The following is a 24573-nucleotide window of genomic DNA, read 5'->3' as shown; positions in this document are numbered from 1 at the left end:
GCCGACCCCGCCGGGTCAGACGGCGGCGCCGGCGTCGCTGGGCACGGGCGGCGCGGCCTCCCGCTCGCGGAGCTCCCGCCGTTCCCGGACGCGGCGGGCGATGAGGTCGTCGCAGATCCGCACGATCGTGATGAGCGTGGCGGCCACGCCCGCGACGGCCAGGGCCGTGGTCAGCTTGGCCGGGTCGCTGATGTCGAGCGCGAAGAACGCGCGGCCCACCGGGGTCAGCATCGCGGTCAGCAGCAGCCCCACCATGGCCCCGACCATGGCCACCTTCCACCACACATAGGGCTTGGCGACCAGCAGCAGGACCCACAGCGTGGTCGCGCACAGGGTGACCACCACCGCGGTCCGGTCGGTGAGCTCCGGCGTGGTCGCCCCGTCGAGCACCAGCAGGTAGGTGGTGATCGCCGCCAGCCCGCTGATCAGCCCGGCGGGCACCGCCAGCCGCAGCGTGCGGCCCACGAACCCGGGCCGGGCGCGCTCGTTGTTGGGCGCCAGGGCGAGGAAGAACGACGGGATGCCGAACGTGACCGCGTTGATCAGCGTGGCGTGCCGGGGGAAGAACGGGTAGGCGACGGCGAGCACGCCGACGACGGTCGCCATCGTCATCGAGTAGACCGTCTTGGTCAGGAACAGGTTGGCGACGCGCTCGATGTTGCCGATCACCCGCCGCCCCTCGGCCACAACGGCCGGCAGCGAGGCGAAGCGGTCGTCCAGCAGCACGATCTGGGCCACCGACCGCGACGCGGCGCTGCCCGAGCCCATGGCCACGCCGATGTCGGACTCCTTCAGCGCCAGTACGTCGTTGACGCCGTCGCCGGTCATGGCGACGGTGTGGCCGCGCCTGCGCAGTCCGGTGACCATGTCGCGCTTGCGCTCGGGGGCGACCCGGCCGAACACGGTGGCCTTCTCGACCTCGTCGGCGAGCTCCTCGGGGGCCTCGGGCAGCGCGCGGGCGTCCGTGGGGGAGTCCGCGCCCGGCAGGCGCAGTTCGCGGCCGACCGCGCCCACGGCGGCGGCGTTGTCGCCGGACACGATCTTGACCTCGACGCCCTGGTCGGCGAAGTAGTCGAGGGTCGCCGCGGCGTCGGTGCGCACCCGCTGGTCCAGGACCACCAGCGACACGGGGGTGAGCGGACCCGGCGCACCGGGGGCGTCCACCCGGCCGGCCGCGCGGGCCAGCAGCAGCACGCGGTGCCCCTGGGCGCCGATGCGCTCGGCCTCGGCCGCCTCGGGGGTGTCGGCCGCCAGCACGTCGGCGGCCCCCAGCACCCAGTGGCGCTCCCCGGCCGGGGTCGCGAAGCTCGCCCCGCTCCACTTGCGCGCCGAGGAGAACGCGGCCACGGCCACCGGCTCCCACGCGGGGGCCGGGCCCGCCGCCTCGGCGATGGCGGCCATGCTCGCGTTGGGGCTGGTGTCGGCCGCGGCGAGGGCGGCGAGGACCGCGGCCGGGCCGTCGGCGTCCGCGGAGCCGGTGCCGCCGCCGAGGTCGCGGATCTCGGCGAGGCGCATCCCGTTCTCGGTCAGGGTCCCGGTCTTGTCGGTGCACACGATGTCCACGCGCGCCAGGCCCTCGATCGCCGGCAGCTCCTGGACCAGGCAGTCGCGCCGCCCCAGCCGGATCACGCCCACGGCGAACGCGATGCTGATCAGCAGCACCAGGCCCTCGGGCACCATCGACACCAGGGCCGCCACCATCCCGCGCAGCGCGTCGGCGAGGGGCCCTGAGACCTGGCCGCCGGCGACGGTCTCGTCGATGGTGACGTGCCCGCCCAGGACGAGCTGGCTGAAGATGAGCAGCCCGCCCACCGGGAACAGCGCCCAGGTGATGAACCGCAGGATCCGGTCGACGCCCGAACGCAGCTCGGAGTGGACCAGGGAGAAGCGGCTCGCCTCCTCGGCCAGCCGGGCCGCATACGCGTGCCGGCCGACCTTGGTGGCGCGGAAGCGCCCGCTGCCGGCCACGACGAAGCTCCCGGACATCACCCGGTCGCCGGGGAGCTTGACCACCGGGTCGGACTCGCCGGTGAGCAGCGACTCGTCGATCTCCAGCGCGGTGGCCGCCACCACGTCGCCGTCGACCACCACCTGCTCGCCCTGAGCCAGCTCGATCACGTCGTCGAGGACGATGTCCTGCGACGTGACCTCGGCCGTGGCGCCGTCGCGCAGCACCCTCGGGCGCGCGGCGTTGACGATCGCCAGCCGGTCCAGGGTGCGCTTGGCCCGCAGCTCCTGCACGATGCCGATCAGCGTGTTGAACACGATGACGAGGGCGAACAGGCCGTCCTGCACGGGGCCGATCACCGCGATGATCGCGAACAGCACGGCGATCATCGCGTTGATCCGGGTCAGCAGGTTGCCGCGGATGATCTGGCCGACGCCGCGGCTCGCCCGCACGGGCACGTCGTTGGTGCGGCCGGCCGCCACGCGCTCCGCGACCTCGGCCGCGGACAGCCCGCGGACGTCGTCCATGAGCGGCGCGGCCCGCCCGTGTCGGTCTCCGTGCGCGGTCACATCACGCTCCAGGGTTCGGGGTGGGAGGTCCGGGCGCGGGGCCCGGCAGACCTGAAGCTTAGGGGACCCGGCGGGAACCCGCGGCGGTGGACGCACGTTGTCGGCTGTATCCGAGGAGGCGCGCATGTGCACCGTGATCGTCGGCTTCGACCCCGGGGCCGATGTGCCGCTCGTGGTGGCCGCAATCCGCGACGAGCTGCTGGACCGGCCGTGGCGGTGGCCCGGGCGGCACTGGAGCGACCGCCCCGGGCTGGTCGGCGGGCTCGACGAGCGCGCGGGCGGCACCTGGCTGGCCGCGGCGCCCGCCCCCGGCAGCGGGGCGCCGCTGCCGCGCGTCGGCGCGGTCCTCAACGGCCACCCCCACGCCGGGGTGGCGCCCATGGGCACCACCGTCGATCCGGGGGAGGAGCGCATCAGCCGCGGCGGCCTGCCGCTGGGGGCGGCCGCGACCGGAGCGCTCGGCCCGGGCCCGGCGGAGCTGCGCCACTACGAGCCGTTCCACCTGCTGGCGGCCGACGCCGGCTCCGCGCGCGTCTACGGCTGGGACGGCCGCGACTTCACCGATCGCCGGCTCGCCCCCGGTGTGACCGTCATCGTCAACTCCGGGCTCGACGACGCCGACCCCCGGGTGGTCCGGCACACCCCCGTGTTCGCCCGCGAGCGCCCCGCCATCGCGCGCGCGACGCTGCGCGGCGCCACCGGCCCCGCCGAGATCTGGGGCGGCTGGCTGCGGCTGCTCGACTCCGCCGGCGCGGGCCGGCCGCGCGTCGACGGACCCCGCGCCGAATCCGGCGACCCCTCAGCGCTCATGGCCCGCGTCGACCTCGGCGGCGGGCTGCTGTGGGCGACCTCCTCCATGACCCTCATCGCCTGCGACCGCGAGGTGCTGCGCTACGCCTTCACCGCCGCCCCGGGTGTCGAGGGGGCGTGGCGCATGGTGCTGTAGGCGCTGTTTTCCTCCCGGGTAAACCGCTTGACCATGGCAGACGTCCTATTCGGCGCAGGGGACGAAGAGGGAGCGCGGACGCCATCGCCATGACCGGACCACGACGCCGCGACGCCGGCAGCGGGCTCGCCCTCCGGGCCTGGTGCCTGGATCAGGGCGCCTACTGGCTGCTCTACGTGGTGTCCGTCGCCGCGGCGGTGGTGCACTGGCGCGCCGGCAACGAGGCCCTGGCGGTGCTGTGCGCGCTCGCCGTGGTCCTCGCCGTCCGGTCCATCATGAGCGCCCACCGGAGCGGGCAGGGGCGGGCCGGACCCACCGGCTGACCTGCACGCCGGTAATTCCCGTTCGCGCCGGGAGATTCCTCTCGCGGCCGGACAGCGGGCCGGGGCTGTCCCGCCGAAAGTCCGGCCGATAGTCTCGGATCATGCGTTCATGGCCTGCGCCCGACATCGTCCGCCTGCCCGGAAACGGCGGCCCGCTCCGCGTCCACGACACCGTCACCGGCGCCCTGCGCACGACGAACCCCGGGCCGACGGCGCGGATGTACGTCTGCGGGATCACCCCCTACGATGCCGCCCACCTCGGCCACGCCTTCACCTACCTGACCTTCGACCTGGTCGGGCGCGTGTGGCGCGACGCCGGCCACGACGTCGACTACGTCCAGAACACCACCGACGTCGACGACCCCCTGCTGGAGCGCGCGCAGGCCAACGGCGAGGACTGGCGGGCGCTGGCCGAACGCGAGATCCAGGTCTTCCGCGAGGACATGGCGGCGCTGCGCATCCTGCCGCCGCGCGCCTATGTCGGGGTCGTGGAGTCCATCGACCTCATCGCCTCCTTCGTGGACCGGATCCGCCAGAGCGGCGCCGCCTACGACCTCGACGGCGACATCTACTTCGCCGCCCAGTCCGCCCCCCGCTTCGGCGAGGTCGGCGGCCTCGACCGCGACACCATGCTGGAGCTGTTCGCCGAGCGCGGCGGGGACCCCGGCCGGCCGGGCAAGAAGGACCCCCTCGACTGGCTGCTGTGGCGCGCCGAGCGCCCGGGCGAGCCCGCCTGGGACTCCCCGCTGGGCCGCGGCCGGCCGGGCTGGCACGTCGAGTGCAGCGCGATCTCGCTGAACGAGCTGGGCATGGGCTTCGACCTCAATGGGGGCGGCGACGACCTCGTCTTCCCCCACCACGAGATGGGCGCCGCCGAGGCCCGCAGTGTCGCCGGGACCGGCCCGCACGCGCAGGGCTACGTGCACGTCGCCATGGTCGGACTCGACGGCGAGAAGATGTCGAAGTCGCGCGGGAACCTGGTGTTCGTCTCCGCGCTGCGCGAGCGCGGGGTCGACCCCATGGCCATCCGCCTGGCGATGCTCACCCGCCACTACCGCACCGCCTGGGACTGGACCGACACCCTGCTCGCCGGGGCGCAGGAGCGCCTGGCGCGCTGGCGCGCCGCCGTCGCGCTGCCCGCCGGGCCCGACGCCCTGCCCGTGCTCGCGGGGGTCCGCGCCGCTCTGGCCGACGACCTCGACACCGCCGCGGCGGCGGCCGCGATCGACGACTGGGCGGTCCGGGCGCACGCGTCGGACGGCGCCGGCGACCCCGCCGCCCCCGCCCTGGTGCGCGACATCGCCGACACCCTGCTGGGCGTCGCCCTCTAGCCCCGCCTCCCGGCCCCCCGCCGCCGCCCCGAGGCCGAATGTGGTCGCGGGTGCGGCGAACGTGCGCGGCGGGTCGCGTTCCGTGGTGGGATATGCACTATGACCACCCCCATCGAACAGAGCGCCGCCGCCGCGCTGGTGCGGGCCTTCGTGGCCACCGGCGACTCCCTCGGCGACCGCGCCGACCTCGCGCGGTTCCTGCGCGAGCACCGGCTCGCGACCGACGGCGCCATCCCCATCACCCTCGCCGATTTCGACGAGGCGATCGCGCTGCGCGACGGCATGCGGGCCTTCCTGCGCCGCGCCGCCGGCCAGCCCGGCGACCCCGAGGCGCTGGCGCGCGGCCAGCGCGTCCTGGACGGCCTGCGGGTCACCGTCCGGCTGGAGCCGCCGGAGGACGCCGCGTTCTCGGTCCTGGCGCCCGCTGTGGTCGACGAAGTGCGGCGCGGGCTGGCCAGGCTCGCCGGCGCCTGGGCCACCGTGCTGGCCACCGGGGAATGGCGGCGGATCGGCCTCTAGGACCGCCCGGCGCGCACGGGCCCCGCCGCCGGAGGCCGGCAGCGGGGCCCGCCCGGAGGATTCGCCGGGGGCCGCGCGACGCCCGGGCGTGTCGCCGGTGCGCGGCCGCCCGGTGCGCCCTAGCCGCGCCTGCGGCGCTTGAGGTAGCGCTCGAACTCCCGGGCGATGGCCTCGCCGGTGGCCTCGGGCAGCTCGGCGGCGTCCTTGGCCTCCTCCAGGCTGCGGACGTAGCCGGCGATGTCGTCGTCCTCGGAGGCGAGTTCGTCGACCCCGTGCTCCCAGGCGCGGGCCTCCTCGGGCAGGTCGCCCATCGGCACCGTGAGGTCGAGGACGTCCTCGACCCTGCGCAGCAGCGCCAGGGTGGCCTTGGGGCACGGCGGCTGCGCCACATAGTGCGGGATGGCCGCCCAGAGGGACACCACCTCCAGGCCGGCCGACGAGAACACGTCGTGCACGGCCCCCACGATGCCGCTGGGGCCGTCGTAGGAGGTGGGCTCCAGGTGCAGCGCCCGCCCCAGCTCCCCGGGGCTGGTCACGCCGGTGACCGGCACCGGCCGGGTGTGCGGGGAGTCGGCCAGCAGGGCGCCCATCAGGACCACGCGGCGCACGCCCAGCTCGCGGGCGACCGCCAGGAGGTCGCCGGCGAACCCGCGCCACCGCATGTTCGGCTCGGACCCGCTGACCAGCACCACATCGGAGCGCGCGCCCGCCGGGCGGGCGATGGACACCCGGGTGCTGGGCCAGGTCACGCCCCGGTGCTCGCCGTCGACGATCGTCACGCGCGGGCGCGAGACCTGGAAGTCGTAGTAGTCGTCGGGCTCCAGAGAGAGCAGCTCGTCGGCGTCCCAGACCGAGGACAGATGCTCGACGACCGCACTCGCGGCCTCGCCGGCGTCGTTCCAGCCTTCGAACGCGGCCACCATGACGGGCTCGACGAGCTCGGGAACGCTGTCGAGCTCAGGCACCGGCCGCCTCCTCACATTCCGGGCGCCGTGGCTGCGGCGGCCCGGTCGATTGCTCGTCCACGGGCACGCGCCGCACGCGCCCGGGGCCCTCCCGCGCCGCGACGCCGCGACGGGTCACCCGCCGCGTACGGCGGCCACGCGGGCGGACCGACTCCAGCCTATGGGTTGAAGGCCCGGTGGTGTAACGGTGTGCGGTATCGTGATCGGAAGCGACCGGACATTTCGGACATCGGTGGGCGGTCGCCTGACCTGGCCGATCGCGGCGGTGCGCCTGCCCGGACCCCCCACCTCCAGCCGCGCCCGGGCCGCTCACACTAGAGTGAAGGGTTATGAGCTCTCGCCTCTCCTTCCGGGACGCCCTTGCCCAGCGTGTCATCGTCGCCGATGGAGCGATGGGCACCATGCTCCAGGCCCACGACCTCGACCTCGATGACTTCGAGGGGCTCGAAGGCTGCAACGAGATCCTCAACGTCACCCGCCCCGACGTGGTCCGCGCCACCCACGCGGCGTTCTTCGACGCCGGAGTCGACTGTGTCGAGACCAACACCTTCGGCACCAACTTCTCCGCCCTCGGCGAATACGACATCCCCGAACGCACCCACGAACTCGCCCTGGCCGGCGCCCGCCTGGCCCGCGAGACCGCCGACGAGTACTCCACCCCCGACCACCCCCGCTATGTGCTCGGATCGGTGGGGCCCGGCACCAAGCTGCCCACGCTCGGCCACGTCTCCTTCGCCGTCCTGCGCGACTACTACGAGCAGGGCCACCGCGGGCTCATCGAGGGCGGAGCCGACGCCATCCTCATCGAGACCTGCCAGGACCTCCTCCAGACCAAGGCCGCGGTGATCGCCGCCCAGCGCGCCCGCCGCGCCGCCGGCGTCGACGTCCCCATCATCGCCCAGGTCACCATCGAGACCACCGGCACCATGCTGCTCGGATCGGAGATCGGCGCGGCGCTCACCGCGCTCGAACCCCTCGGCGCCGACGTCATCGGCCTCAACTGCGCCACCGGCCCCGCCGAGATGAGCGAGCACCTGCGCCACCTGGCGCAGCACGCGCGCGTGCCCCTGTCCTGCATGCCCAACGCCGGCCTGCCCGAGCTGGGCACCGACGGCGCGGTCTACCCCCTCCAGCCCGGCGAGCTCGCCGACGCCCACGACACGTTCACCACCGAGTTCGGCCTCTCCCTGGTCGGCGGGTGCTGCGGCACCACCCCCGAGCACCTGCGCCAGGTCGTCGAGCGGGTCCAGGGCCGCGGCATCAAGAACCGCCGCCCCCACCACGTCCCCTCGTCGGCCTCGCTCTACCAGAGCGTGCCCTTCCGCCAGGACACCAGCTACCTCGCCATCGGCGAGCGCACCAACGCCAACGGGTCGAAGAAGTTCCGCGAGGCGATGATCCAGGAGCGCTACGACGACTGCGTCGAGATCGCCCGCGACCAGATCCGCGACGGCGCCCACCTGCTCGACCTGTGCATCGACTACGTCGGCCGCGACGGCGTCGCCGACATGCGCGAGCTCGCCTCCCGGCTGGCCACCGCCTCCACCCTGCCGCTCGTGCTCGACTCCACCGAGCCCGCCGTCATCGAGGCCGGCCTGGAGATGATCGGCGGCCGCGCGGTCGTCAACTCCGTCAACTACGAGGACGGCGACGGGCCCGACTCCCGCTTCCGCCGGATCATGCCGGTCGTCCGCGAGCACGGCGCAGCCGTCACCGTGATGACCATCGACGAGGACGGCCAGGCGCGCACCGCCGACTGGAAGGCCCGCGTCGCCACCCGCGCCATCGAGGAACTGACCGGGACCTGGGGCATGGAACCCGGCGACATCATCGTCGACGCGCTCACCTTCCCCATCGCCACCGGGCAGGAGGAGACCCGCCGCGACGGCATCGAGACCCTCGACGCCATCAAGGAGATCAAGCGGCGCCACCCCGGGGCGCAGACGACGCTGGGCCTGTCCAACATCTCCTTCGGGCTCAACCCCGCCGCGCGCATCGTGCTGAACTCGGTGTTCCTGCACGAGGCCGTCGAGGCCGGCCTCGACTCCGCGATCGTGCACGCCTCCAAGATCCTGCCGATGAACCGGATCCCCGACGAGCAGCGCCAGGTCGCCCTGGACATGGTCTACGACCGCCGCCGCGAGGGATACGACCCGCTCGAACGGTTCCTGGAGCTGTTCGAGGGCGTCGACGCCAAGGCGCTCAAGGCGTCGCGCGCCGAGGAGCTGGCGGCGCTGCCGCTGTGGGAGCGCCTGGAGCGGCGGATCATCGACGGCGAGCTGGTCGGCATCGAGGCCGACCTCGACGAGGCGCTGGGCCTGCGCCCGGCCCTGGAGATCGTCAACGACACCCTGCTCGCCGGCATGAAGGTCGTGGGCGAGCTGTTCGGCTCCGGCGAGATGCAGCTGCCGTTCGTGCTGAAGTCCGCCGAGGTCATGAAGTCCGCCGTCGCCTACCTCGAACCCCACATGGAGAAGAGCGACGACGACGGCAAGGGCCGCATCGTGCTGGCCACGGTCAAGGGCGACGTCCACGACATCGGCAAGAACCTGGTCGACATCATCCTGTCCAACAACGGCTACGACGTCGTCAACCTCGGCATCAAGCAGCCGGTCACCTCCATCCTGGAGGCCGCCGAGCAGCAGCGCGCCGACGTCATCGGCATGTCCGGCCTGCTGGTCAAGTCCACCGTCATCATGCGGGAGAACCTGGATGAGATGAACTCGCGCGGCATCTCGGGGCGCTACCCCGTGCTGCTGGGCGGTGCCGCGCTCACCCGCTCCTACGTCGAGCAGGACCTCGCGGAGCGGTTCGACGGCGAGGTCCGCTACGCCCGCGACGCGTTCGAGGGGCTGCGGCTGATGGACGCGTTCATGGCCGTCAAGCGCGGGGTCGAGGGCGCCGAGCTGCCCGCCCTGCGCAAGCGCCGGGTCAGCGGCGGCGCCAAGCTCAAGGTCACCGAGCCCGAGGACATGCCGGCGCGCAGCGACGTCGCGACCGACAACCCGGTGCCCGAGCCCCCGTTCTGGGGCGACCGGATCAGCAAGGGCGTGCCCCTGGCCGAGTACTCCGCCTTCCTCGACGAGCGCGCCACGTTCATGGGGCAGTGGGGGCTGAAGGGCTCCAAGCGGGGCGACGGCCCGGGCTACGAGGAGCTGGTCGAGACCGAGGGCCGTCCGCGCATGCGCATGTGGCTGGACCGGATCCAGACCGACGGCCTGCTGGAGGCGGCCGTGGTCCACGGATACTTCCCCTGCTACAGCGAGGGGGACGACCTCGTCGTGCTCGACGAGGACGGTGCCGAGCGCACCCGGTTCACCTTCCCGCGCCAGCGCCGCGACCGCCACCTGTGCCTGTCGGACTACTTCCGGCCCAAGGAGTCGGGCGAGACCGACGTCGCCGCCTTCCAGGTGGTCACGGTCGGCTCGGCGATCAGCCGGGCCACCAAGGAGCTGTTCGAGAAGAACGCCTACCGCGACTACCTGGAGCTGCACGGGCTGTCGGTGCAGCTCACCGAGGCGCTGGCGGAGTACTGGCACACCCGGATCCGCGCCGAGCTGGGCTTCGCCGGTGAGGACCCCGCCGACCTCGACGCGTTCTTCAAGCTGGGCTACCGCGGCGCCCGGTTCTCCCTGGGCTACGGCGCCTGCCCCAATCTGGAGGACCGCGCCAAGATCATGAAGCTCCTCGAGCCCGAACGCGTGGGCGTGACGCTGTCGGAGGAGTTCCAGCTGGTGCCGGAGCAGGCCACCGACGCCATCGTCATCCACCACCCTGAGGCGAAGTACTTCAACGTATGACGGATATGACGGAAACGGCCGGCGGGTACACCGCGGGCCTGCTGCAAGGCGTGCTGTTCGACATGGACGGGACCCTCATCGACAGTGAGGGGCTGTGGGGTGCGGCCGAGGCCGAGACCGTGGCGGCCCTGGGCGGGGAGTGGACCCGCGAGGACCACCGGCGCTGCATCGGCGGCGCCGCCGAGCCGGTGGCCCGCTACATCATCGAGCTGACCGGGACCCGGCTGGAGCCCGCCCAGGTCACCGCGCGGCTGCACGCGGCCTACGCCCGGCGGCTGGCGGCCGGCCCCGGGACCCGGCCCGGCGCCAAGGAGCTGGTCGCCCGGGTCGCGCGCTCGGCGGTGCCGGCCGCTCTGGTGACCTCCACCGAGCGGGCGCTGGTCGAGGCCACCATCGGCGCGATCGGGGTGGCGGAGTTCGACGCCACGGTCGCGGGCGACGAGGTGGCCCACAACAAGCCGCACCCCGAGCCCTACCTCAAGGCCGCGCGGGAGCTGGGCATCGACCCCGCGCGGTGCGTGGCCTTCGAGGACTCCGCCGTCGGCGTCGCCTCGGCGATGGCCGCCGGATGCGTGACCGTGGCGGTCCCCGGCGAGCCGCCGGTCCCCCCGGCCGAGGGCCTGACCGTCGTGGACTCCCTGGTGGGCATCGACCTCCCGTGGATGGAACGGCTGGTGGCCGCGGCCGGGGGCTGACGGCCGGGAAGGGCGCCGGGGCGGCGGCAGTGCCGCCGCCCCGGCGCCCTTCCCGTGTATCCGGGTCGCGCGGACCGATGGACGATCGCGGAATGCGCGGTGGCAATCGGGGTGAATGTGCCGATGTGTTCTCCGTGAAAGGCACTGATTATCCGATGCCAATGGAGAATGGTGGCCTAATTGCGGGGCCGCGCGCTACATTTGCGCCATGGCCGCGCTCCGGGAAACCGTCAGGCGGGCGGTACCCCGCCCGCGGGTCCGGCGGGCCGCGACACAGGCGTCCCTAGGGGACTCGCCGGATGTGCGCCGGCGGCCCGGGATGCGACACTGGGGCCATGCCGGAACAGTTGCCGATCGCAGGTCCGATGCTGGGAGCCGCCCTCACCGTCGTGGGGCTGCTGATCTCGTGGGTGGTGTGGCGCCGCAGCGGCGCCGCGTCGGGGCTGCGCGCCATTTCCTGGTCGCTACTGCCGTTGGCGGTGGGGCTCATGGGGCTGATGTCCATTCTCTGGCGGCTGGTGTTCGAGCTCTTCGGGTTCTTCGTCGGCCTGGTGTTCAACCCGATGGTGTGGGCCGGGGTCGCGGTCGCGGCGCTGGCCGCGGTGCTGTGGGTGGTCTCGGGGGTCATGCGCAACCGGGGAGTGGGGGGTGCCAAGGACCGGTCCGGTGGTTCCGGGCAGCCGAAATCCGCGGAGTCCGGCCGCGGCCCGGCGGCGGGGATCGGCGCGCCGCAGCCCGGCGCGGGCGGAGCGGCGAAGCCGGCCAAGGGGCCCGCCGCGAAGAAGGGCGCCGACGACGACCTCGGCGACATCGAGGACCTGCTGCGCAAGCACGGGATCGAATAGGCGCCGCGGGCGCCGCCGCAGGGGGCGGTCGCGCCCCCGCGCACGTGTCGAGCACACCCCGGCCGGGCCGGGGTGTGCTCGTTTTCCTTTTCGTCATCAGCGCGAAATGCGGGGACCCCGGATATCGCCGGGGCGCCGCGGACTATCGGGCGTACTCATACGGCCGGAAAAGTGGTTTTACACCGCCCGGCACGCTCGGTGGCGCGCGGCGCGCTTTGCGTCACATAACGGTATGTGTCGGGAATATGTGGCCCACGTCACGATTAGGAAACATTAGTGCCAATTGGACGATCGGGCAGTTACTCCGGCGTAGATTGTTCGCCGTGCGCCTTCGAGTGCACGACCTGTATCGGCTCTGTTCACTTTCCGGGGGTACGGCCGCCGTGCCCACCGACCGCCGGGTGTGGGGCACCACCCCACCACCGGTGACGGCGACCCGCCGGGCAGCGGCACCACCGTGCGGCCGCACCCGTCCGGCGGACGCATCCGGCCACCCGCCCGGAAACGTTGGCCGCGACAAAGAGCGGGAGTAGTGGGGGAGTAGTGGTGCAATGACCGCGCCTTTGGACGTACCCGGCTCGGCCGAACAGGCCCGGCCAGAGGCGGTCGCCGCCCTGGCGAAGAGCACCGACCGGGGCCGCTCCCTCGGCCAGATCGCCTGGACGCGGCTGCGCCAGGACAAGATCGCCATGATCGGCGCGGGCTTCGTGGTCTTCATGGCCCTCGTGGCCGTCTTCGCGCCGCTGATCGTCCGGTTCCTGGGCCACCCGCCCAACGAGTGGAACCTCGACGTCATCGACCCCATCCTGAGCACCGCCAGCGGCCCCTGGGGCGGCATGAGCGCCGACCACCTGCTCGGGGTGGAGCCGGTCACCGGCCGCGACATCTTCAGCCGCATCGTCTACGGCGCGCGCATCTCCATGCTCATCGGCTTCCTGGCCACCCTCGTCTCGGTGGCCATCGGAACGGTCATGGGCATCACCGCCGGCTACTTCGGCGGCTGGGTCGACGCGGTCATCAGCCGGCTGATGGACATCTTCCTGGCCTTCCCGCTGCTGCTGTTCGCCATGGCCCTGGTCGGGGTCATCCCCGACGCGGCGTTCGGCCTCCAGGGCAACGGCCTGCGGATCGCGATCCTGGTCTTCATCATCGGGTTCTTCAACTGGCCCTACATCGGCCGGATCATCCGCGGGCAGACGCTCAGCCTGCGCGAACGCGAGTTCGTCGAGGCATCGCGCAGCCTCGGCGCATCGAACTTCTACATCCTGCGCAAGGAACTGCTGCCCAACCTGGTCGCTCCGATCCTCGTCTACTCGACGCTGCTGATCCCGACCAACATCCTCTTCGAAGCCGCTCTGTCCTTCCTGGGGGTCGGTGTCGAGCCGCCGACGGCCACCTGGGGCGGCATGCTCTCCGAGGCCGTCGACTTCTACAACGCGGCCCCGAACTTCATGCTCGCCCCCGGACTCGCGATCTTCCTGACGGTCCTCGCGTTCAACCTGTTCGGCGACGGACTGCGGGACGCGTTGGACCCGCGCACCCAGTCCTGATCCCCCGGCCGGGTACGCACACGCGCCGTGCCCGGCGCTGTACCGATTCGCGAAGAAAGGCAGACGCACGTGACCAAGAATTGGCTGGCCCCCGCCGCCGCCGGAACCGCGGTGGTGTTAGCCCTCACCGCCTGCGGGAACGGCGGAAGCGGCAGCGGTAGCACCGAGGCCGAGTTCGACGCCGGGACCACCAGCGTCGTCAACGCCTCCGACGAGCAGGGCGGCACGCTGCGCTTCGCCCACTCCGACGAGCTGGACTCCATGGACCCGGGCAACACCTATTACGCCGCGAACTGGGACTTCACCCGCTTCTACGCGCGCGCCCTGGTGACCTACACCCAGGCGCCCGGCGAAGAGGGCCTGGAACTGGTCCCCGACCTCGCCGAGGACCTCGGAGAGGTCAGCGACGACGGCCGGACCTGGACCTACACCCTCAAGGAAGGGCTGACGTTCCAGGACGGCGAACCGATCACCTCCGAGCACATCAAGTACGCCGTCGCCCGGAGCAACTACGCGCCCGACATCATCAACAAGGGCCCGACCTACTTCAACCAGCTCCTCGACTCCGAGGACTACGAGGGCCCCTACGAGGACGAGGACCTCGACAACTTCACGGGCATCGAGACCCCCGACGACCGGACCGTGGTCTTCCGCCTGAAGGAGCCCTTCGCCGAGTTCGACTACCTCACCGCGATGTCCCAGACGGCCCCGGTCCGGGCCGACGACGACACCGGCGACCAGTACCAGACCCAGGTCGTCTCCAGCGGGCCCTACCGGTTCGAGTCGGAGTGGACCCCCGGCGAGACGCTGGTCCTGGTCCGCAACGAGGAGTACGACCCCGAGACCGACCCCATCGTCCGCAACCGCCCGGACCAGATCCAGGTCCAGTGGAAGCAGGAGGAGAACGACCGCGACAACCGGCTCCTCTCCGGTGACCTGGACGTCGACGTGGCCGGGCTCGGTGTCGAGGCCGCCGCGCGCGGCACGATCCTGCGCGACGAGAACCTGCGGGCGCAGGCCGACAACCCGCTGAGCGGCTTCAAGCTGTACTTCGCGATCAATCCCAACGTCGCCCCGTTCGACGACAAGGCGTGCCGCGAGGCGATCCTCTACGCCGCCGACAAGACCACGATGCAGGCCGCCTGGGGCGGCGAGGTGGGCGGCGAGATCGCCACCACCATGCTGCCCCCCGGTGTCCCCGGGTACGCCGACGAGGACCCCTACGCCACCCCCGACAACAAGGGCGACGCCGCCCGGGTCGAGGAGAGCCTGGAGGAGTGCGGGCAGCCCGACGGCTTCGCGACCAACATCTCCTACCGCTCCGACCGCGACAAGGAGAAGAAGGCCGCCGAGGCGCTCCAGCAGGCACTCGCGACGTACGGCATCGACACCCAGCTCAAGGGCTACGAGGCCGGGACCTACACCAGCGAGCAGGCCGGCTCCCCCTCCTTCGTCGAGCGCGAGGAGCTGGGCATCATGGCCTACGGCTGGGGTGCCGACTGGCCCTCCGGCTACGGGTTCCTCCAGCAGATCATGCACGGCGACTCCATCAAGGACGTCGGCAACAGCAACCTGTCCGAGCTGGACGACCCCGAGGTCAACGACCTGCTCGACCAGGCGGCGCAGGAGCCCGACGCCCCCGCGCGCGAGGAGCTGTACACGCAGATCGACGCCGCGGCCATGGACTCGGCGACCTTCCTGCCCTACCTCGACCAGAAGGTGCTGCTCTACCGCCCGGAGAACGTGACCAACGTCTACGTCCACCAGAACTTCAAGATGTACGACTACGCCGCGATGGGCGTCGCGCAGGACTGAGCCGGTCCGGAGGGCCCGCGCCGCGGGCCCTCCGGGAGGTTCGCGGGTGCGGGCCGCCGCCCACCGGCGGGGCCCGCACCCCACGCAAACCGCTCCGCGTCAGCGCCGAGCGCCGCAACAACCGTGCGAAGCAAGGCAGGTGAAGGCTCCGGCCACCCGCTGTGATCACATACATTCTCCGCCGCCTGTTCGCGGGCGTCCTCCTGCTGCTGGTCGTCAGCATGGTGGTCTTCGCGATCTTCTTCCTGGTCCCGCGGCTGGCGGGGACCGACGCCGACGGACTGGCCGCCCGTTACCTGGGGCGCGCCCCCACACCCGAGGCGATCGAGGCCGTCAAGGAGCGGCTCAACCTGGAAGAACCCATCACCGTCCAGTACGGGGAGTTCGTCAAGGGACTCGTGATGGGCACGGAGTACGACAGCGGGACCGACGTCATCGAGTGCTCGTTCCCCTGCTTCGGCTACTCGTTCCAGAACAGCACCGAGGTCTGGCCGCAGCTGGTCCAGCGCCTCCCGGTGACCGCTTCGCTGGCCGTGGGAGCGGCCGCCCTGTGGCTGGCGGCCGGGGTCTCCATCGGCGTGCTCTCCGCGATCAAGCGGGGATCGGTGGTGGACCGGCTGGCGATGATGACCGCGCTCGCCGGCGTCTCGCTGCCCATCTTCTTCACCGGCCTGGTGTCGCTGGCACTGTTCAGCTACTACCTCCCGATCTTCCCGCCGGGCGGCACCTACACCCCGTTCCTGGAGAATCCGCTGCAGTGGGCGCACGGGCTGGTGCTGCCCTGGGTCAGCCTCGCGTTCCTGTACGCGGCGATGTACGCGCGCCTCACCCGCGCGGGCATGCTCGACACGATGAGCGAGGACTTCATCCGCACCGCCCGCGCCAAGGGCCTGCCCGAGCGCACCGTCATCGGCAAGCACGGCCTGCGCGCGGCGGTCACCCCGATCATCACGATCTTCGGCCTGGACTTCGGGCTGATGCTCGGCGGAGCGGTGCTCACCGAGAGCACGTTCTCCCTGCCGGGCCTGGGGAAGTACGCGGTCGACGCGATCCGCGGCAACGACCTCCCGGTGGTCCTGGGGGTCACCATGTTCGCCGCCGTGTTCGTCGTGATCGCCAACCTCGTCGTCGACCTGCTGTACGCGTGGGCGGACCCGCGCGTGCGCGTCGGCGCCTGAGCGGCGGCCGCGCCGCGCGGACACTGACATGACGTTTCCACTGCACACCTGCCCGAGCGGGGCACCCGAGCCGAAGGCGAGGCGGCCATGACCGACCCGGTCGTCAAAGTGAAGGATCTGCGGATCACGTTCCCGACCCTCGAAGGCAGGATCACCGCCGTCGACGGCATCTCGTTCGAGGTGCCCGCCGGCGGCGCGCTGGGCATCGTGGGGGAGTCGGGATCCGGCAAGAGTGTCACCTCGCTGGCGCTCATGGGCCTGCACCGCGGGACCAAGGCCGACGTCTCCGGCGAGATCACGGTCACCGGCACCTCCATCGTCGGCACCGGCACCACCGAGGAGGGCGGCGCCGTCCCGCAGGCCGGCGACCGCGAGGTGCGCGCGATGCGCGGCAACGACATCGCCATGGTCTTCCAGGACCCGATGTCCTCGCTGCACCCCCAGTACACCATCGGCGACCAGCTCGTCGAAGCCTTCCGGATCCACCGCCCCGAGGCCACGGCCGCCGACGCGCGCAAGCGGGCGGTGGAGTCGCTGGACCGGGTCGGCATCCCCGAGCCGGGCCGGCGCATCAACTCCTACCCGCACGAGTTCTCCGGCGGCATGCGCCAGCGGGTGCTGATCGCCATGGGGCTGATGTGCGACCCCACCGTCCTGCTCGCCGACGAGCCGACCACGGCCCTCGACGTCACCGTGCAGGCCCAGATCCTGGACCTGCTCGACGACCTGCGCCGCGACCTCGGGATGTCGCTGATCCTGGTCAGCCACGACCTCGCGGTGGTGGCGGGGTCCGTCGACGAGGTCCTGGTCATGCAGAAGGGGCGGATCGTCGAGCGGGGCGACGTCCGCCGCGTGCTGGCCGAGCCCGAGCACCCCTACACCGCGGCGCTGCTCGCCGCGGTGCCCCGGGTCGAGGTCTCCCGCGCCCAGCGCCGCGCCGCCGTGCGCGCCGACCGCGCCGAGCGGCTCGCGGCGGCCTCGGGCGGGGTGGACACCGTGGCCGGGGCCGAGGCACCGCCGGCCGCCGACGCGCCCGCCACTGACGCGGTGCCGGCGGGCGGGGCCGGGCCCGTCGCCGCCGCAGCGGGCGGCGAACCGCTGCTGAGCGTCAAGGGCCTGCGGATGCGGTTCAAGGTCCGCGGCGGCCTGTTCGGCCGCTCCACCGACTTCTACGCCGTCGACGACGTCTCCTTCGACCTCTACAAGGGCGAGACGCTGGGGATCGTGGGCGAGTCCGGCTCCGGCAAGAGCACGCTGTCCCGGATGGTCATGCGCCTGCTGGAGCCCACAGCGGGGTCCATCACCTTCGGGGGCCGCGACATCACCCACCTGGCCGAGCACCGGCTGCGCCCGCTCCGCCGCGACATCCAGATGATCTTCCAGAACCCGTACTCGTCGCTGAACCCGCGCGTCACGATCGGCGACGCGATCGGCGCCGCCCTGCGCGTGCAGGGCGAGCGCGACACCAAGAAGATCCGGTCGCAGGTGCAGGAGCTGCTGGAGCGCGTGGGCCTGGAGAGCAGCCACTACAACCGGTTCCCGCACGCGTTCTCCGGCGGCCAGCGCCAGCGCATCGCGATCGCGCGGGCGCTGATCCTGCGCCCCAAGCTGGTGATCTGCGACGAGCCGGTCTCGGCGCTCGACGTGTCGACCCAGGACCAGGTGCTGCGCCTGCTCGACGAGCTCCAGGACGACTTCGAGCTGACCTACATCTTCGTCGCCCACGACCTCGCGGTCGTCCGCCAGGTCAGCGACCGCGTGGCGGTCATGCGCAAGGGCGAGATCGTGGAGATGGGCGACGGCGACGCCCTGTACGAGAACCCCCGGCACGCCTACACCCGCCAGCTCCTCACCGCCGCCCCCGTGCTCGACCCCGACGAGGCCCGCTCCCTGCGCGCCGAACGCGCCCGCCAGCGTGCCCAGACCGAGCCGGCGGCCCTCTGACCCCCGTCGGCCACGCCCCGGGGCGGAGCGCATGCCCGCCCCGGGTCACCTTTTGTGTAACACAAAAAGTGTTACACTCGCGGTATGGGAACACTCAACGTTCGCACCGATGAGGCCATGGAAACCGCCCTGGAAAAGCTCGCGGGGGAGCACGGGACGCGCTCCGAAGCGGTCCGCTACGCGGTGCTGCGCACGTACAAGGAAAAGCTCCTCGAACAGGCGAAGGCGGACTCCGAGCGCCTAGAGGCCGACCCGGACGACAAGGCCGAAATGCTGGCCATCCAACGGTTCATGGGGGTGGCCGAGTGATCTTCCGGGGGGCCGTGTACGAGATCAAGGCCCTCCCCGGAGCGCGGGGGAACGAGCGGCAAGGGCGCCGCTACGCCGTCGTCATCCAGTCCAACCGCTTTTCGACCAGCACCATCACGGTCGCCCTGACCTCGACGAGCGCGGGTCCGGCCATTTACCGCCCCGACATCGACCTCGATGGAACGAAAACCCGTGTCCTCACCGATCAGATCCACTCGGTCGCGTCGACGCGGCTGGGACGCTTCATGGGCGCGCTCGGAGCCGGCGAACTCGCCGAACTCGACCAGGCTCTGATGCTGCGGTTGGGGCTCATCTAGCGGGTTCGTCGGCCCCGGCCGGGTGGTCGTGCGCCGGGCGGGGGGTGCGGGCGGCGAGGATGCCCCAGACGGCGAGCACGGTGTTCCAGAACATGACGACAGCGAGCGGGGTGAAGGAGCCCCGCAGGGCCGCGGTGCGGGACGGGTCGCCGACCCAGAGCACCAGGGCGGCCAGGGCGGCGGCGCCGATCGCGCAGGCGACCGTGCAGCGCACCCAGCCGGCGGCTTCGCGGCGTACCGCGGCGGGGCCCTGCTTCGGCGGCTTGACCGGCGCCGGCCCGCCCGCGAAGCGGTGGGCGAAGCGGACATCGGCCCACCGGATCATCGGATGCCCGTAGGCGACCGTGAAGCCCAGGTACAGGGCGCCGAGGCCGTGGCTGAAGTCGGCGGTGCCGCCCGATTGCAGGTGGACGGCGATCACCGTCAGCAGCACCACGTCCAGCACCGGCACGGCGAGCAGGAGCGCGGTGCTCAGCCGCTGGGCGCGCAGCAGGTAGCGGGCCGCCAGGCCGCCCACCACGAGCACCCAGAACATGACCTCGCAGGCCAGGATCACCGCCACGACCATCGGAACCGCCCCCGTTGCCGGCATCGCTGCGCGGACCCGTGCGTCCGCGGCGCCCCCAGCATCGGGCCGGGCGGGCCCCGCCGGCATCGGCAGGGCTGAGGAGATCGCCCTACGACCTTCGAAGTACGGCCGCGCGGCGCGCACATGCTGAGATAGGGGGGTGAGCCTGTTCCTGCGGCGCTACGCCTTCCTCGACCGGAGGGTCTTCGGCGTCCTCTACCTCGGCAGCACCCTGTGGGCGGTGGGCCACTTCGCCGTGGGCCTGGCCCTGTGGTTCCTGGGCGCCTACTTCACGCGGGCGGGCGCCGGTCCGCGGTCGTCCGCGGCCACCCTGGGCGCCGGCCTCGACCCCTGGTGGTTCCTTGCCACACTGTCCGCGGTGTGCCTGGCCGTGCTGTTCCGGCGCTCGGCGCCGGGGGCGGCCCTGGCGGTGGGAACGGCGGCGGTGGCCGCCGACATGCTCGTCGGGCCCTCCACCTGGGTGCTCGTGACCTACGGCGACGTCCTCTACGCCGCGTGCGTGTGGGGCCGCCGGCGGCTCGCCTACGGCACGCTCGCCGTCCTGGCCGCCGCGAGCGCGGCGCTGGTGGGGTTCCTGCTCTACCTGCTGGCGCTGGGCGCGCTGCCCGGCGGCCTGCTGACGGTGTTCCAGGCCGCGGGGATCCTCGTCCTGCTCTTCATCGCCCCGATGATCGCCGGGCTGAGCGTCCGCGAACACCACCTGCGCGCCGAGCTGGAGCGCGAGCGCGCCCGCCAGATCGAGCGGATGGCCGAGCTCGACCGGGGCAACGCCATCGCCGAGGAACGGGGCCGCATGGCACGCGAACTGCACGACGTCATCGCCAACCACCTCAGCGCCATCGCCGTGCAGTCCACCGCGGCGCTGTCCCTGCGCGACCCCGATCCCGCCCGCATCCGCCGGATCCTCTCGGTGGTCCGCGACAACAGCGTGCAGGGGCTGGCCGAGATGCGCCAGATGATCGGCGTGCTGCGCGCCGAGGACGACCTCGACCTGGAGCGGGTGATGCCCCGGCTCAGCGAGGCCGACCGGCTCGTCACCACCGCCCGTGAGGCCGGGCTGCGCGCCGAGACGGTCGAGACCGGCACCGCCCGGCCGCTGCCCGTCGGGGTCGACGCGGCCGCCTACCGCATCCTCCAGGAGTGCCTGACCAACGCGCTGCGCTACGCGGAGCCCCGGCGGGTGGACATCACGATCGACTACGGCGCCCCCGACGCCGGGGGGCGGGCGTTGCTGGTGCTGACCGCCGAGAACCCGGTCCCGGAGGTGGCCGGGCACACCTGGCGGTCGGAGCTGGGATCGGGGGCGGGCCTGGCGGGGATGCGCGAGCGGGTGGCGCTGCTCGGCGGCGACTTCGAGGCGGGGGCGCCCGGCGGCGACCCGCGCCGGTGGCGGGTCCGCGCGGCCCTGCCCCATGACATCGCGGACGGCGCCGTCGCGCGCGGCACGGAGATGGAGCGGGACACGTGATTCGAGTGGTCGTGGCCGAGGACCAGTGGGCCGTGCGGTCGGGGCTGGTGATGATCCTGGAGTCGGCGCCCGGCATCGAGGTCGTCGCCGAGGCGGCCGACGGCGAGCAGGCCGTGGCGGCGGTGCGGCGCACCGCCCCCGACGTCGTCCTCATGGACGTGCGGATGCCGCGCAAGGACGGCATCAGCGCCACCCGCGAACTCGCCGGAACAGGCACCGACGTGCTCATCCTGACGACGTTCGACCTCGACGAGTACGTGTTCGGCGCGCTGCGGGCCGGCGCCGCCGGGTTCCTGCTCAAGAACATCGAGGCCGATGAGCTGACCGAGGCGGTGCGGGTGGTCGCCCGCGGGGAGGGGATGATCGCGCCCGCGGTGACCCGGCGGCTCATCGCCGAGTTCGCCGGGGCCGGCGCCCGCACCGGCGCGGGCGGGGGCGGGCACGGCGTCGGACCGGCCGCCGTGGCCGAGCTGACCCCGCGCGAGCGCGAGGTGCTGGCGCGGATCGGCGAGGGCCTGTCCAATCAGCAGATCGCCCGCCGCCTGGGGATCACCGAGACCACCACCAAGACCCACGTCAGCCGCATCCTGGCCAAACTCGGCCTGCGCAGCAGGGTCCAGGCCGCGATCACCGCCCAGGAACTGGGCATCACCGGCCGGTGAGCCCCGCGAGCAGCGTGTCCAGGCCCTCGCGGAACTGCCGCTCGTGGTCGGCGCCGACGTCGCGCAGCGCCGCCACGTGCGGGAAGCGGCCGTCGACGGCCGCCGGGTCGGGGCCGGGCAGGCCGGCGGCGCGGACCTCGTGGACCACGGCGCCGGTGACGTAGGCGTCCAGGGCCGCTCCCGCGCGCACCACGGCGGGCCCGTTGAGGCCCGCCTCGGTGAACGCCGCGTAGTGCAGGTCCAGGGCGCGCAGCGCCGCGACGGAGTCGGGGCGCCGGTTGATGAGCAGCGGCAGCGCGCCGGAGTGGCGCAGCAGCCGCGCCCGGTAGTCGTGGGCCCACGCGCGCAGCCGGTCGTCCCACGGCCGGTCGTCGGCGGGGTCGTCGTCCGCGTCGTCCGCGCCGGCGTCGTCCGAGGCGTCGGAAGAGGGGTCCCCGGGCGTGAGGGGGGTGTCGGCGCGCGAAACGTCGGTGATGTAGTCCACGATCCCGTCGAACAGCGCTTCCTTGCCCAGGGGGAAGTGGTGGTAGACGGCCATGGCCTCGACCTCCAGGGCGTCGCCGAGGCGCCGCATGGTCAGTCGGCGCAGCCCTTGGCCGTCGATGATGCGCAGGGCCTCGGTGATGATGCGTTCGGCGCTCAGGCCGGCGTTGTTTCGGCTCACGGGCCCGATCATAGGCTTACCCTGTAAAGCACAGGTGATCGAACACACCTCCGCTCGCGTGGGTGATCTCCGACACCTTAGAGTGGCGTGCGACAGCACACCACTGACCCGGTCGGGAGCGAGCATGGCACGGAAGGTCGACGCCGACGCGCGGCGCCGCTACAGCGAGGACCAGGAGCACGCGGAGCGGCTGCCCGGCCTCTTGGAGCGCGTCGCGGCGGCCGAGCGGGCGCTCGGCGCCGCCCACGGGGCCGGGGCCGCAACCGAGGAGCTGCACCTGCTGAGCACGGCCCTGGACGCCGCCCTGACCGACGCCATGCGCGCCGCCTACGCCCGCGAACGCGTCCTGATCGGCCCGCGCGGCACCGACCGCATCTTCCGCCGCAAGCGCAGGGCCACCCCCGGCATCCGCCGCGCCACCGAACTCGCCGAGCGCCTGCTCTCGGCCCGCGAGGAGCACCGCCTGCACGGTGTCGAGCGGGTGCCGCGCCGAGTCGCCGCGGCCTGAGCGTGCGCGCCGCGCCCCCGGGTGGCAGGATCGACCCGGGGGCACGAGCGGTGCGCCACGCCGACGGGACGCACACACGCGGGTGAGAGGGCACGGGTAACGACGATGCGGGACACCATCCGAATCGATCCGGAGTCGAAGGTGCCCCCCTACGAGCAGATCCGTGCGGCGGTCGCCAACGCCGCGGCGAAGGGCGAGGTCCCCGTCGGCTACAAGCTGCCCACGGTGCGGGCGCTGGCGGGCCAGCTGTCCGTGGCGGTCAACACCGTCGCCCGCGCCTACCGCGAGCTGGAGCAGGCCGGCGTTGTCGAGACCCGCGGCCGTTCGGGGACGTTCGTGGCGGCCGGGGGCGACGCCCAGCGCGCCGAGGCGGTCAAGGCGGCCCGGGCCTACGCCGACGCCGTATCGCGGCTGGGCATCGCCCGTGAGGAGGCCCTGGACATCGTGGCGGCGGCCCTGCTGGGCTGACGGCGGCCGGGTCCCCGTTCCCGATGCCCGCCGGGCCGTCAGTGGGCGCGGGCGGGGTCGTCCAGGAGGCGGGGCGCGATGACCGCGATGGTCTCCTCCAGTTCCGCGACGGTGCCCGATCCGTGGAGCAGCAGGACCAACTCCTGGGTCCACACCTCGTGCAGCGCCCGCGCGAGGATCCGGGCGGCCGGGGCGGGGGAGTCGGCGGCCTCGGCGCCGTAGGCGCTGTAGAGCACCACCCAGGTGAGCCGCTCCTGTACCGCGGAGCGCCAGTCGACCACCGAGGCGTCGGCGGAGTTGGCGGCCCGGAGCATGGCGTCGGCGAGGTCGGGCTCGCGCATGATCCAGCGCGCGGTGCGGCCCAGGACGGCCGCCGCCCGCTCCCCCGGGGTGGCCCCCTCGACGGGGCGGCGCACGATCGCCTCCTCCAGGGAGGCGATCTCGTCGGCGAGCACCGCCACCAGGAGGTGGGTCTTCGAGGGGTAGTAGCGGTAGAGGGTCGCCAGTGCGACGTCGGCGCGGTCGGCGACGTCGCGCATGTGGACGTGCTCCAGACCGCCTCTGGCGGCCAGGGCCGCGGCGACCTTGAGGATGCGTGCCCGGCGCGTGCGCTCGTTGCGCTGGCGTGCGGTCATGGGGCGCTCGGGCGGCTGGGCGGTCACGGTCTCCCCGGTGGGTGCTGCTGCCGGGCGGTTCCGCCCGTTGACGTGCACCTGGAACCATAGCGACCCCGGCCCGCCGCCGCACGCCGGGCGCCCGCGGGCTCAGCCGCGGTGGATGCCCGCCACGGCGATCACATAGATGATGACGACCCCGATCCAGGACATGAGGATCCCGATGGGGCCGACGATGGCCCCGGAGATCGCCGACAGCGGGATGAGCACGCCCATGGAGATCAGGCCCATGATCAGCCGGGGGCTCTTCCACGCCTCGGTGTTGCTCTTGCGCTGCGGGGCGGCGGCGGGGGCCTGCGCGGCGAGGCCGGCGAGGTGGTGGCGGACGCGCTCGTCGATGCTCTGTTCCAGGCGCTCGGCGAGGGAGGCGGCGATCGCGTCGTCGTAGTCGGGGCCGAGGTCGCGGCCCGCGCGCAGGGACGCGGCGACGTCGTCGGGGGGAATCGCAGGTGCGGACATGGCGTCATTATTCACCCGATGGGCATC

23 protein-coding genes are annotated in these 24573 nt (G+C 72.9%); 17 read left to right on the top strand and 6 right to left on the bottom strand.

The window, feature by feature from the left end:
* Positions 1 to 15: 15 nt before the first annotated feature.
* On the bottom strand, positions 16 to 2475 hold the full coding sequence (locus ACFO4E_RS20610) for an HAD-IC family P-type ATPase (RefSeq protein WP_378577273.1): 2460 nt from the start codon (positions 2473 to 2475) through the stop codon (positions 16 to 18).
* A gap of 166 nt (positions 2476 to 2641) precedes the next feature.
* Here ACFO4E_RS20610 and ACFO4E_RS20605 point away from each other — a divergent pair, with 166 nt between their 5' ends.
* From ACFO4E_RS20605 to ACFO4E_RS20590, 4 genes are all read left to right on the top strand, one after another.
* Positions 2642 to 3463, top strand: coding sequence for an NRDE family protein (locus ACFO4E_RS20605; protein WP_378577214.1), 822 nt, complete (start codon positions 2642 to 2644; stop codon positions 3461 to 3463).
* A gap of 89 nt (positions 3464 to 3552) precedes the next feature.
* The gene (locus ACFO4E_RS20600) at positions 3553 to 3786 is read left to right on the top strand and encodes a hypothetical protein (protein ID WP_378577212.1); all 234 of its coding nucleotides are present in this window, start codon (positions 3553 to 3555) and stop codon (positions 3784 to 3786) included.
* Between the two features lie 101 nt (positions 3787 to 3887).
* Entirely contained in the window at positions 3888 to 5117 is a 1230-nt protein-coding gene (mshC, locus tag ACFO4E_RS20595) for a cysteine--1-D-myo-inosityl 2-amino-2-deoxy-alpha-D-glucopyranoside ligase (protein WP_378577210.1), read from the top strand.
* A 99-nt stretch (positions 5118 to 5216) separates the two neighbouring features.
* Entirely contained in the window at positions 5217 to 5636 is a 420-nt protein-coding gene (locus ACFO4E_RS20590) for an ABATE domain-containing protein (RefSeq protein WP_378577208.1), read from the top strand.
* 119 nt (positions 5637 to 5755) lie between these two features.
* Here ACFO4E_RS20590 and ACFO4E_RS20585 read toward each other — a convergent pair whose 3' ends face one another.
* Entirely contained in the window at positions 5756 to 6601 is an 846-nt protein-coding gene (locus ACFO4E_RS20585) for a PAC2 family protein (protein WP_378577206.1), read from the bottom strand.
* A 329-nt stretch (positions 6602 to 6930) separates the two neighbouring features.
* On the opposite strand from ACFO4E_RS20585, the gene metH reads away from it, so the two are divergent.
* The 9 genes from metH (at position 6931) to ACFO4E_RS20540 (ending at position 19054) form a co-directional block, all read left to right on the top strand.
* Positions 6931 to 10401 carry a methionine synthase gene (gene metH, locus ACFO4E_RS20580; protein WP_378577204.1) on the top strand — a complete coding sequence of 1157 codons (3471 nt, stop codon included), beginning with the start codon at positions 6931 to 6933 and terminating at the stop codon, positions 10399 to 10401.
* A 5-nt stretch (positions 10402 to 10406) separates the two neighbouring features.
* Entirely contained in the window at positions 10407 to 11096 is a 690-nt protein-coding gene (locus ACFO4E_RS20575) for an HAD family hydrolase (protein ID WP_378577203.1), read from the top strand.
* A 335-nt stretch (positions 11097 to 11431) separates the two neighbouring features.
* Complete coding sequence (locus ACFO4E_RS20570; RefSeq protein WP_378577201.1) at positions 11432 to 11941, top strand: cellulose synthase; 510 nt, start codon at positions 11432 to 11434, stop codon at positions 11939 to 11941.
* 551 nt (positions 11942 to 12492) lie between these two features.
* Positions 12493 to 13491: an ABC transporter permease gene (locus ACFO4E_RS20565; RefSeq protein ID WP_378577199.1), complete on the top strand. Its 999-nt coding sequence runs from the start codon at positions 12493 to 12495 to the stop codon at positions 13489 to 13491.
* A 69-nt stretch (positions 13492 to 13560) separates the two neighbouring features.
* On the top strand, positions 13561 to 15306 hold the full coding sequence (locus tag ACFO4E_RS20560; RefSeq protein WP_378577197.1) for an ABC transporter substrate-binding protein: 1746 nt from the start codon (positions 13561 to 13563) through the stop codon (positions 15304 to 15306).
* A 161-nt stretch (positions 15307 to 15467) separates the two neighbouring features.
* The gene (locus ACFO4E_RS20555) at positions 15468 to 16484 is read left to right on the top strand and encodes an ABC transporter permease (RefSeq protein WP_378577195.1); all 1017 of its coding nucleotides are present in this window, start codon (positions 15468 to 15470) and stop codon (positions 16482 to 16484) included.
* Positions 16485 to 16571: 87 nt separating this feature from the next.
* Positions 16572 to 18428: a dipeptide ABC transporter ATP-binding protein gene (locus ACFO4E_RS20550; protein WP_378577193.1), complete on the top strand. Its 1857-nt coding sequence runs from the start codon at positions 16572 to 16574 to the stop codon at positions 18426 to 18428.
* A gap of 84 nt (positions 18429 to 18512) precedes the next feature.
* Positions 18513 to 18737 (top strand): hypothetical protein, encoded by a 225-nt coding sequence (locus tag ACFO4E_RS20545; protein ID WP_378577191.1) that lies wholly within the window; start codon positions 18513 to 18515, stop codon positions 18735 to 18737.
* A gap of 14 nt (positions 18738 to 18751) precedes the next feature.
* Positions 18752 to 19054 carry a type II toxin-antitoxin system PemK/MazF family toxin gene (locus tag ACFO4E_RS20540; RefSeq protein WP_378577189.1) on the top strand — a complete coding sequence of 101 codons (303 nt, stop codon included), beginning with the start codon at positions 18752 to 18754 and terminating at the stop codon, positions 19052 to 19054.
* Here ACFO4E_RS20540 and ACFO4E_RS20535 read toward each other — a convergent pair.
* Positions 19047 to 19622 (bottom strand): hypothetical protein, encoded by a 576-nt coding sequence (locus ACFO4E_RS20535; protein ID WP_378577187.1) that lies wholly within the window; start codon positions 19620 to 19622, stop codon positions 19047 to 19049. The genes ACFO4E_RS20540 and ACFO4E_RS20535 overlap by 8 nt on opposite strands.
* A 160-nt stretch (positions 19623 to 19782) precedes the next feature.
* On the opposite strand from ACFO4E_RS20535, the gene ACFO4E_RS20530 reads away from it, so the two are divergent.
* Both ACFO4E_RS20530 and ACFO4E_RS20525 read left to right on the top strand, forming a co-directional pair.
* A complete protein-coding gene (locus ACFO4E_RS20530) occupies positions 19783 to 21111 on the top strand; it encodes a sensor histidine kinase (RefSeq protein WP_378577185.1) in 1329 nt (442 codons plus the stop codon).
* A complete protein-coding gene (locus ACFO4E_RS20525; protein ID WP_378577183.1) occupies positions 21108 to 21773 on the top strand; it encodes a response regulator in 666 nt (221 codons plus the stop codon). The genes ACFO4E_RS20530 and ACFO4E_RS20525 overlap by 4 nt, the downstream gene beginning before the upstream one ends.
* On the opposite strand, the gene ACFO4E_RS20520 is transcribed toward ACFO4E_RS20525, so the two are convergent.
* On the bottom strand, positions 21760 to 22437 hold the full coding sequence (locus ACFO4E_RS20520) for a TetR/AcrR family transcriptional regulator (RefSeq protein ID WP_378577181.1): 678 nt from the start codon (positions 22435 to 22437) through the stop codon (positions 21760 to 21762). The two genes, ACFO4E_RS20525 and ACFO4E_RS20520, sit on opposite strands and share 14 nt — an antisense overlap.
* Positions 22438 to 22561: 124 nt before the next feature.
* Here ACFO4E_RS20520 and ACFO4E_RS20515 point away from each other — a divergent pair, with 124 nt between their 5' ends.
* Together ACFO4E_RS20515 and ACFO4E_RS20510 are read left to right on the top strand one after the other, a co-directional pair.
* On the top strand, positions 22562 to 22945 hold the full coding sequence (locus tag ACFO4E_RS20515) for a hypothetical protein (RefSeq protein ID WP_378577179.1): 384 nt from the start codon (positions 22562 to 22564) through the stop codon (positions 22943 to 22945).
* A gap of 105 nt (positions 22946 to 23050) precedes the next feature.
* Positions 23051 to 23413 (top strand): GntR family transcriptional regulator, encoded by a 363-nt coding sequence (locus ACFO4E_RS20510; protein ID WP_378577177.1) that lies wholly within the window; start codon positions 23051 to 23053, stop codon positions 23411 to 23413.
* 38 nt (positions 23414 to 23451) lie between these two features.
* On the opposite strand, the gene ACFO4E_RS20505 is transcribed toward ACFO4E_RS20510, so the two are convergent.
* Positions 23452 to 24075, bottom strand: coding sequence for a TetR/AcrR family transcriptional regulator (locus ACFO4E_RS20505; protein WP_378577175.1), 624 nt, complete (start codon positions 24073 to 24075; stop codon positions 23452 to 23454).
* Positions 24076 to 24177: 102 nt separating this feature from the next.
* Positions 24178 to 24546: a hypothetical protein gene (locus ACFO4E_RS20500; RefSeq protein WP_378577173.1), complete on the bottom strand. Its 369-nt coding sequence runs from the start codon at positions 24544 to 24546 to the stop codon at positions 24178 to 24180.
* Between the last annotated feature and the right edge of the window lie 27 nt (positions 24547 to 24573).

This window comes from Nocardiopsis mangrovi (assembly GCF_042653925.1).
Taxonomy (GTDB): Bacteria; Actinomycetota; Actinomycetes; order Streptosporangiales; family Streptosporangiaceae; genus Nocardiopsis_B; species Nocardiopsis_B mangrovi.
Note: the sequence above shows the minus strand (reverse complement) of the source record. Positions and strands in the feature narration are given on the sequence as shown.

What these genes read in the sequence shown, in the direction of transcription:
- ACFO4E_RS20610 (WP_378577273.1), bottom strand. Translation starts at nt 2,475, where the DNA reads ATGGACGACGTCCGCGGGCTGTCCGCGGCCGAGGTCGCGGAGCGCGTG.
- ACFO4E_RS20605 (WP_378577214.1), top strand. Translation starts at nt 2,642, where the DNA reads ATGTGCACCGTGATCGTCGGCTTCGACCCCGGGGCCGATGTGCCGCTC.
- ACFO4E_RS20600 (WP_378577212.1), top strand. Translation starts at nt 3,553, where the DNA reads ATGACCGGACCACGACGCCGCGACGCCGGCAGCGGGCTCGCCCTCCGG.
- mshC (WP_378577210.1), top strand. Translation starts at nt 3,888, where the DNA reads ATGCGTTCATGGCCTGCGCCCGACATCGTCCGCCTGCCCGGAAACGGC.
- ACFO4E_RS20590 (WP_378577208.1), top strand. Translation starts at nt 5,217, where the DNA reads ATGACCACCCCCATCGAACAGAGCGCCGCCGCCGCGCTGGTGCGGGCC.
- metH (WP_378577204.1), top strand. Translation starts at nt 6,931, where the DNA reads ATGAGCTCTCGCCTCTCCTTCCGGGACGCCCTTGCCCAGCGTGTCATC.
- ACFO4E_RS20575 (WP_378577203.1), top strand. Translation starts at nt 10,407, where the DNA reads ATGACGGAAACGGCCGGCGGGTACACCGCGGGCCTGCTGCAAGGCGTG.
- ACFO4E_RS20570 (WP_378577201.1), top strand. Translation starts at nt 11,432, where the DNA reads ATGCCGGAACAGTTGCCGATCGCAGGTCCGATGCTGGGAGCCGCCCTC.
- ACFO4E_RS20565 (WP_378577199.1), top strand. Translation starts at nt 12,493, where the DNA reads ATGACCGCGCCTTTGGACGTACCCGGCTCGGCCGAACAGGCCCGGCCA.
- ACFO4E_RS20550 (WP_378577193.1), top strand. Translation starts at nt 16,572, where the DNA reads ATGACCGACCCGGTCGTCAAAGTGAAGGATCTGCGGATCACGTTCCCG.
- ACFO4E_RS20545 (WP_378577191.1), top strand. Translation starts at nt 18,513, where the DNA reads ATGGGAACACTCAACGTTCGCACCGATGAGGCCATGGAAACCGCCCTG.
- ACFO4E_RS20535 (WP_378577187.1), bottom strand. Translation starts at nt 19,622, where the DNA reads ATGGTCGTGGCGGTGATCCTGGCCTGCGAGGTCATGTTCTGGGTGCTC.
- ACFO4E_RS20515 (WP_378577179.1), top strand. Translation starts at nt 22,562, where the DNA reads ATGGCACGGAAGGTCGACGCCGACGCGCGGCGCCGCTACAGCGAGGAC.
- ACFO4E_RS20510 (WP_378577177.1), top strand. Translation starts at nt 23,051, where the DNA reads ATGCGGGACACCATCCGAATCGATCCGGAGTCGAAGGTGCCCCCCTAC.
- ACFO4E_RS20500 (WP_378577173.1), bottom strand. Translation starts at nt 24,546, where the DNA reads ATGTCCGCACCTGCGATTCCCCCCGACGACGTCGCCGCGTCCCTGCGC.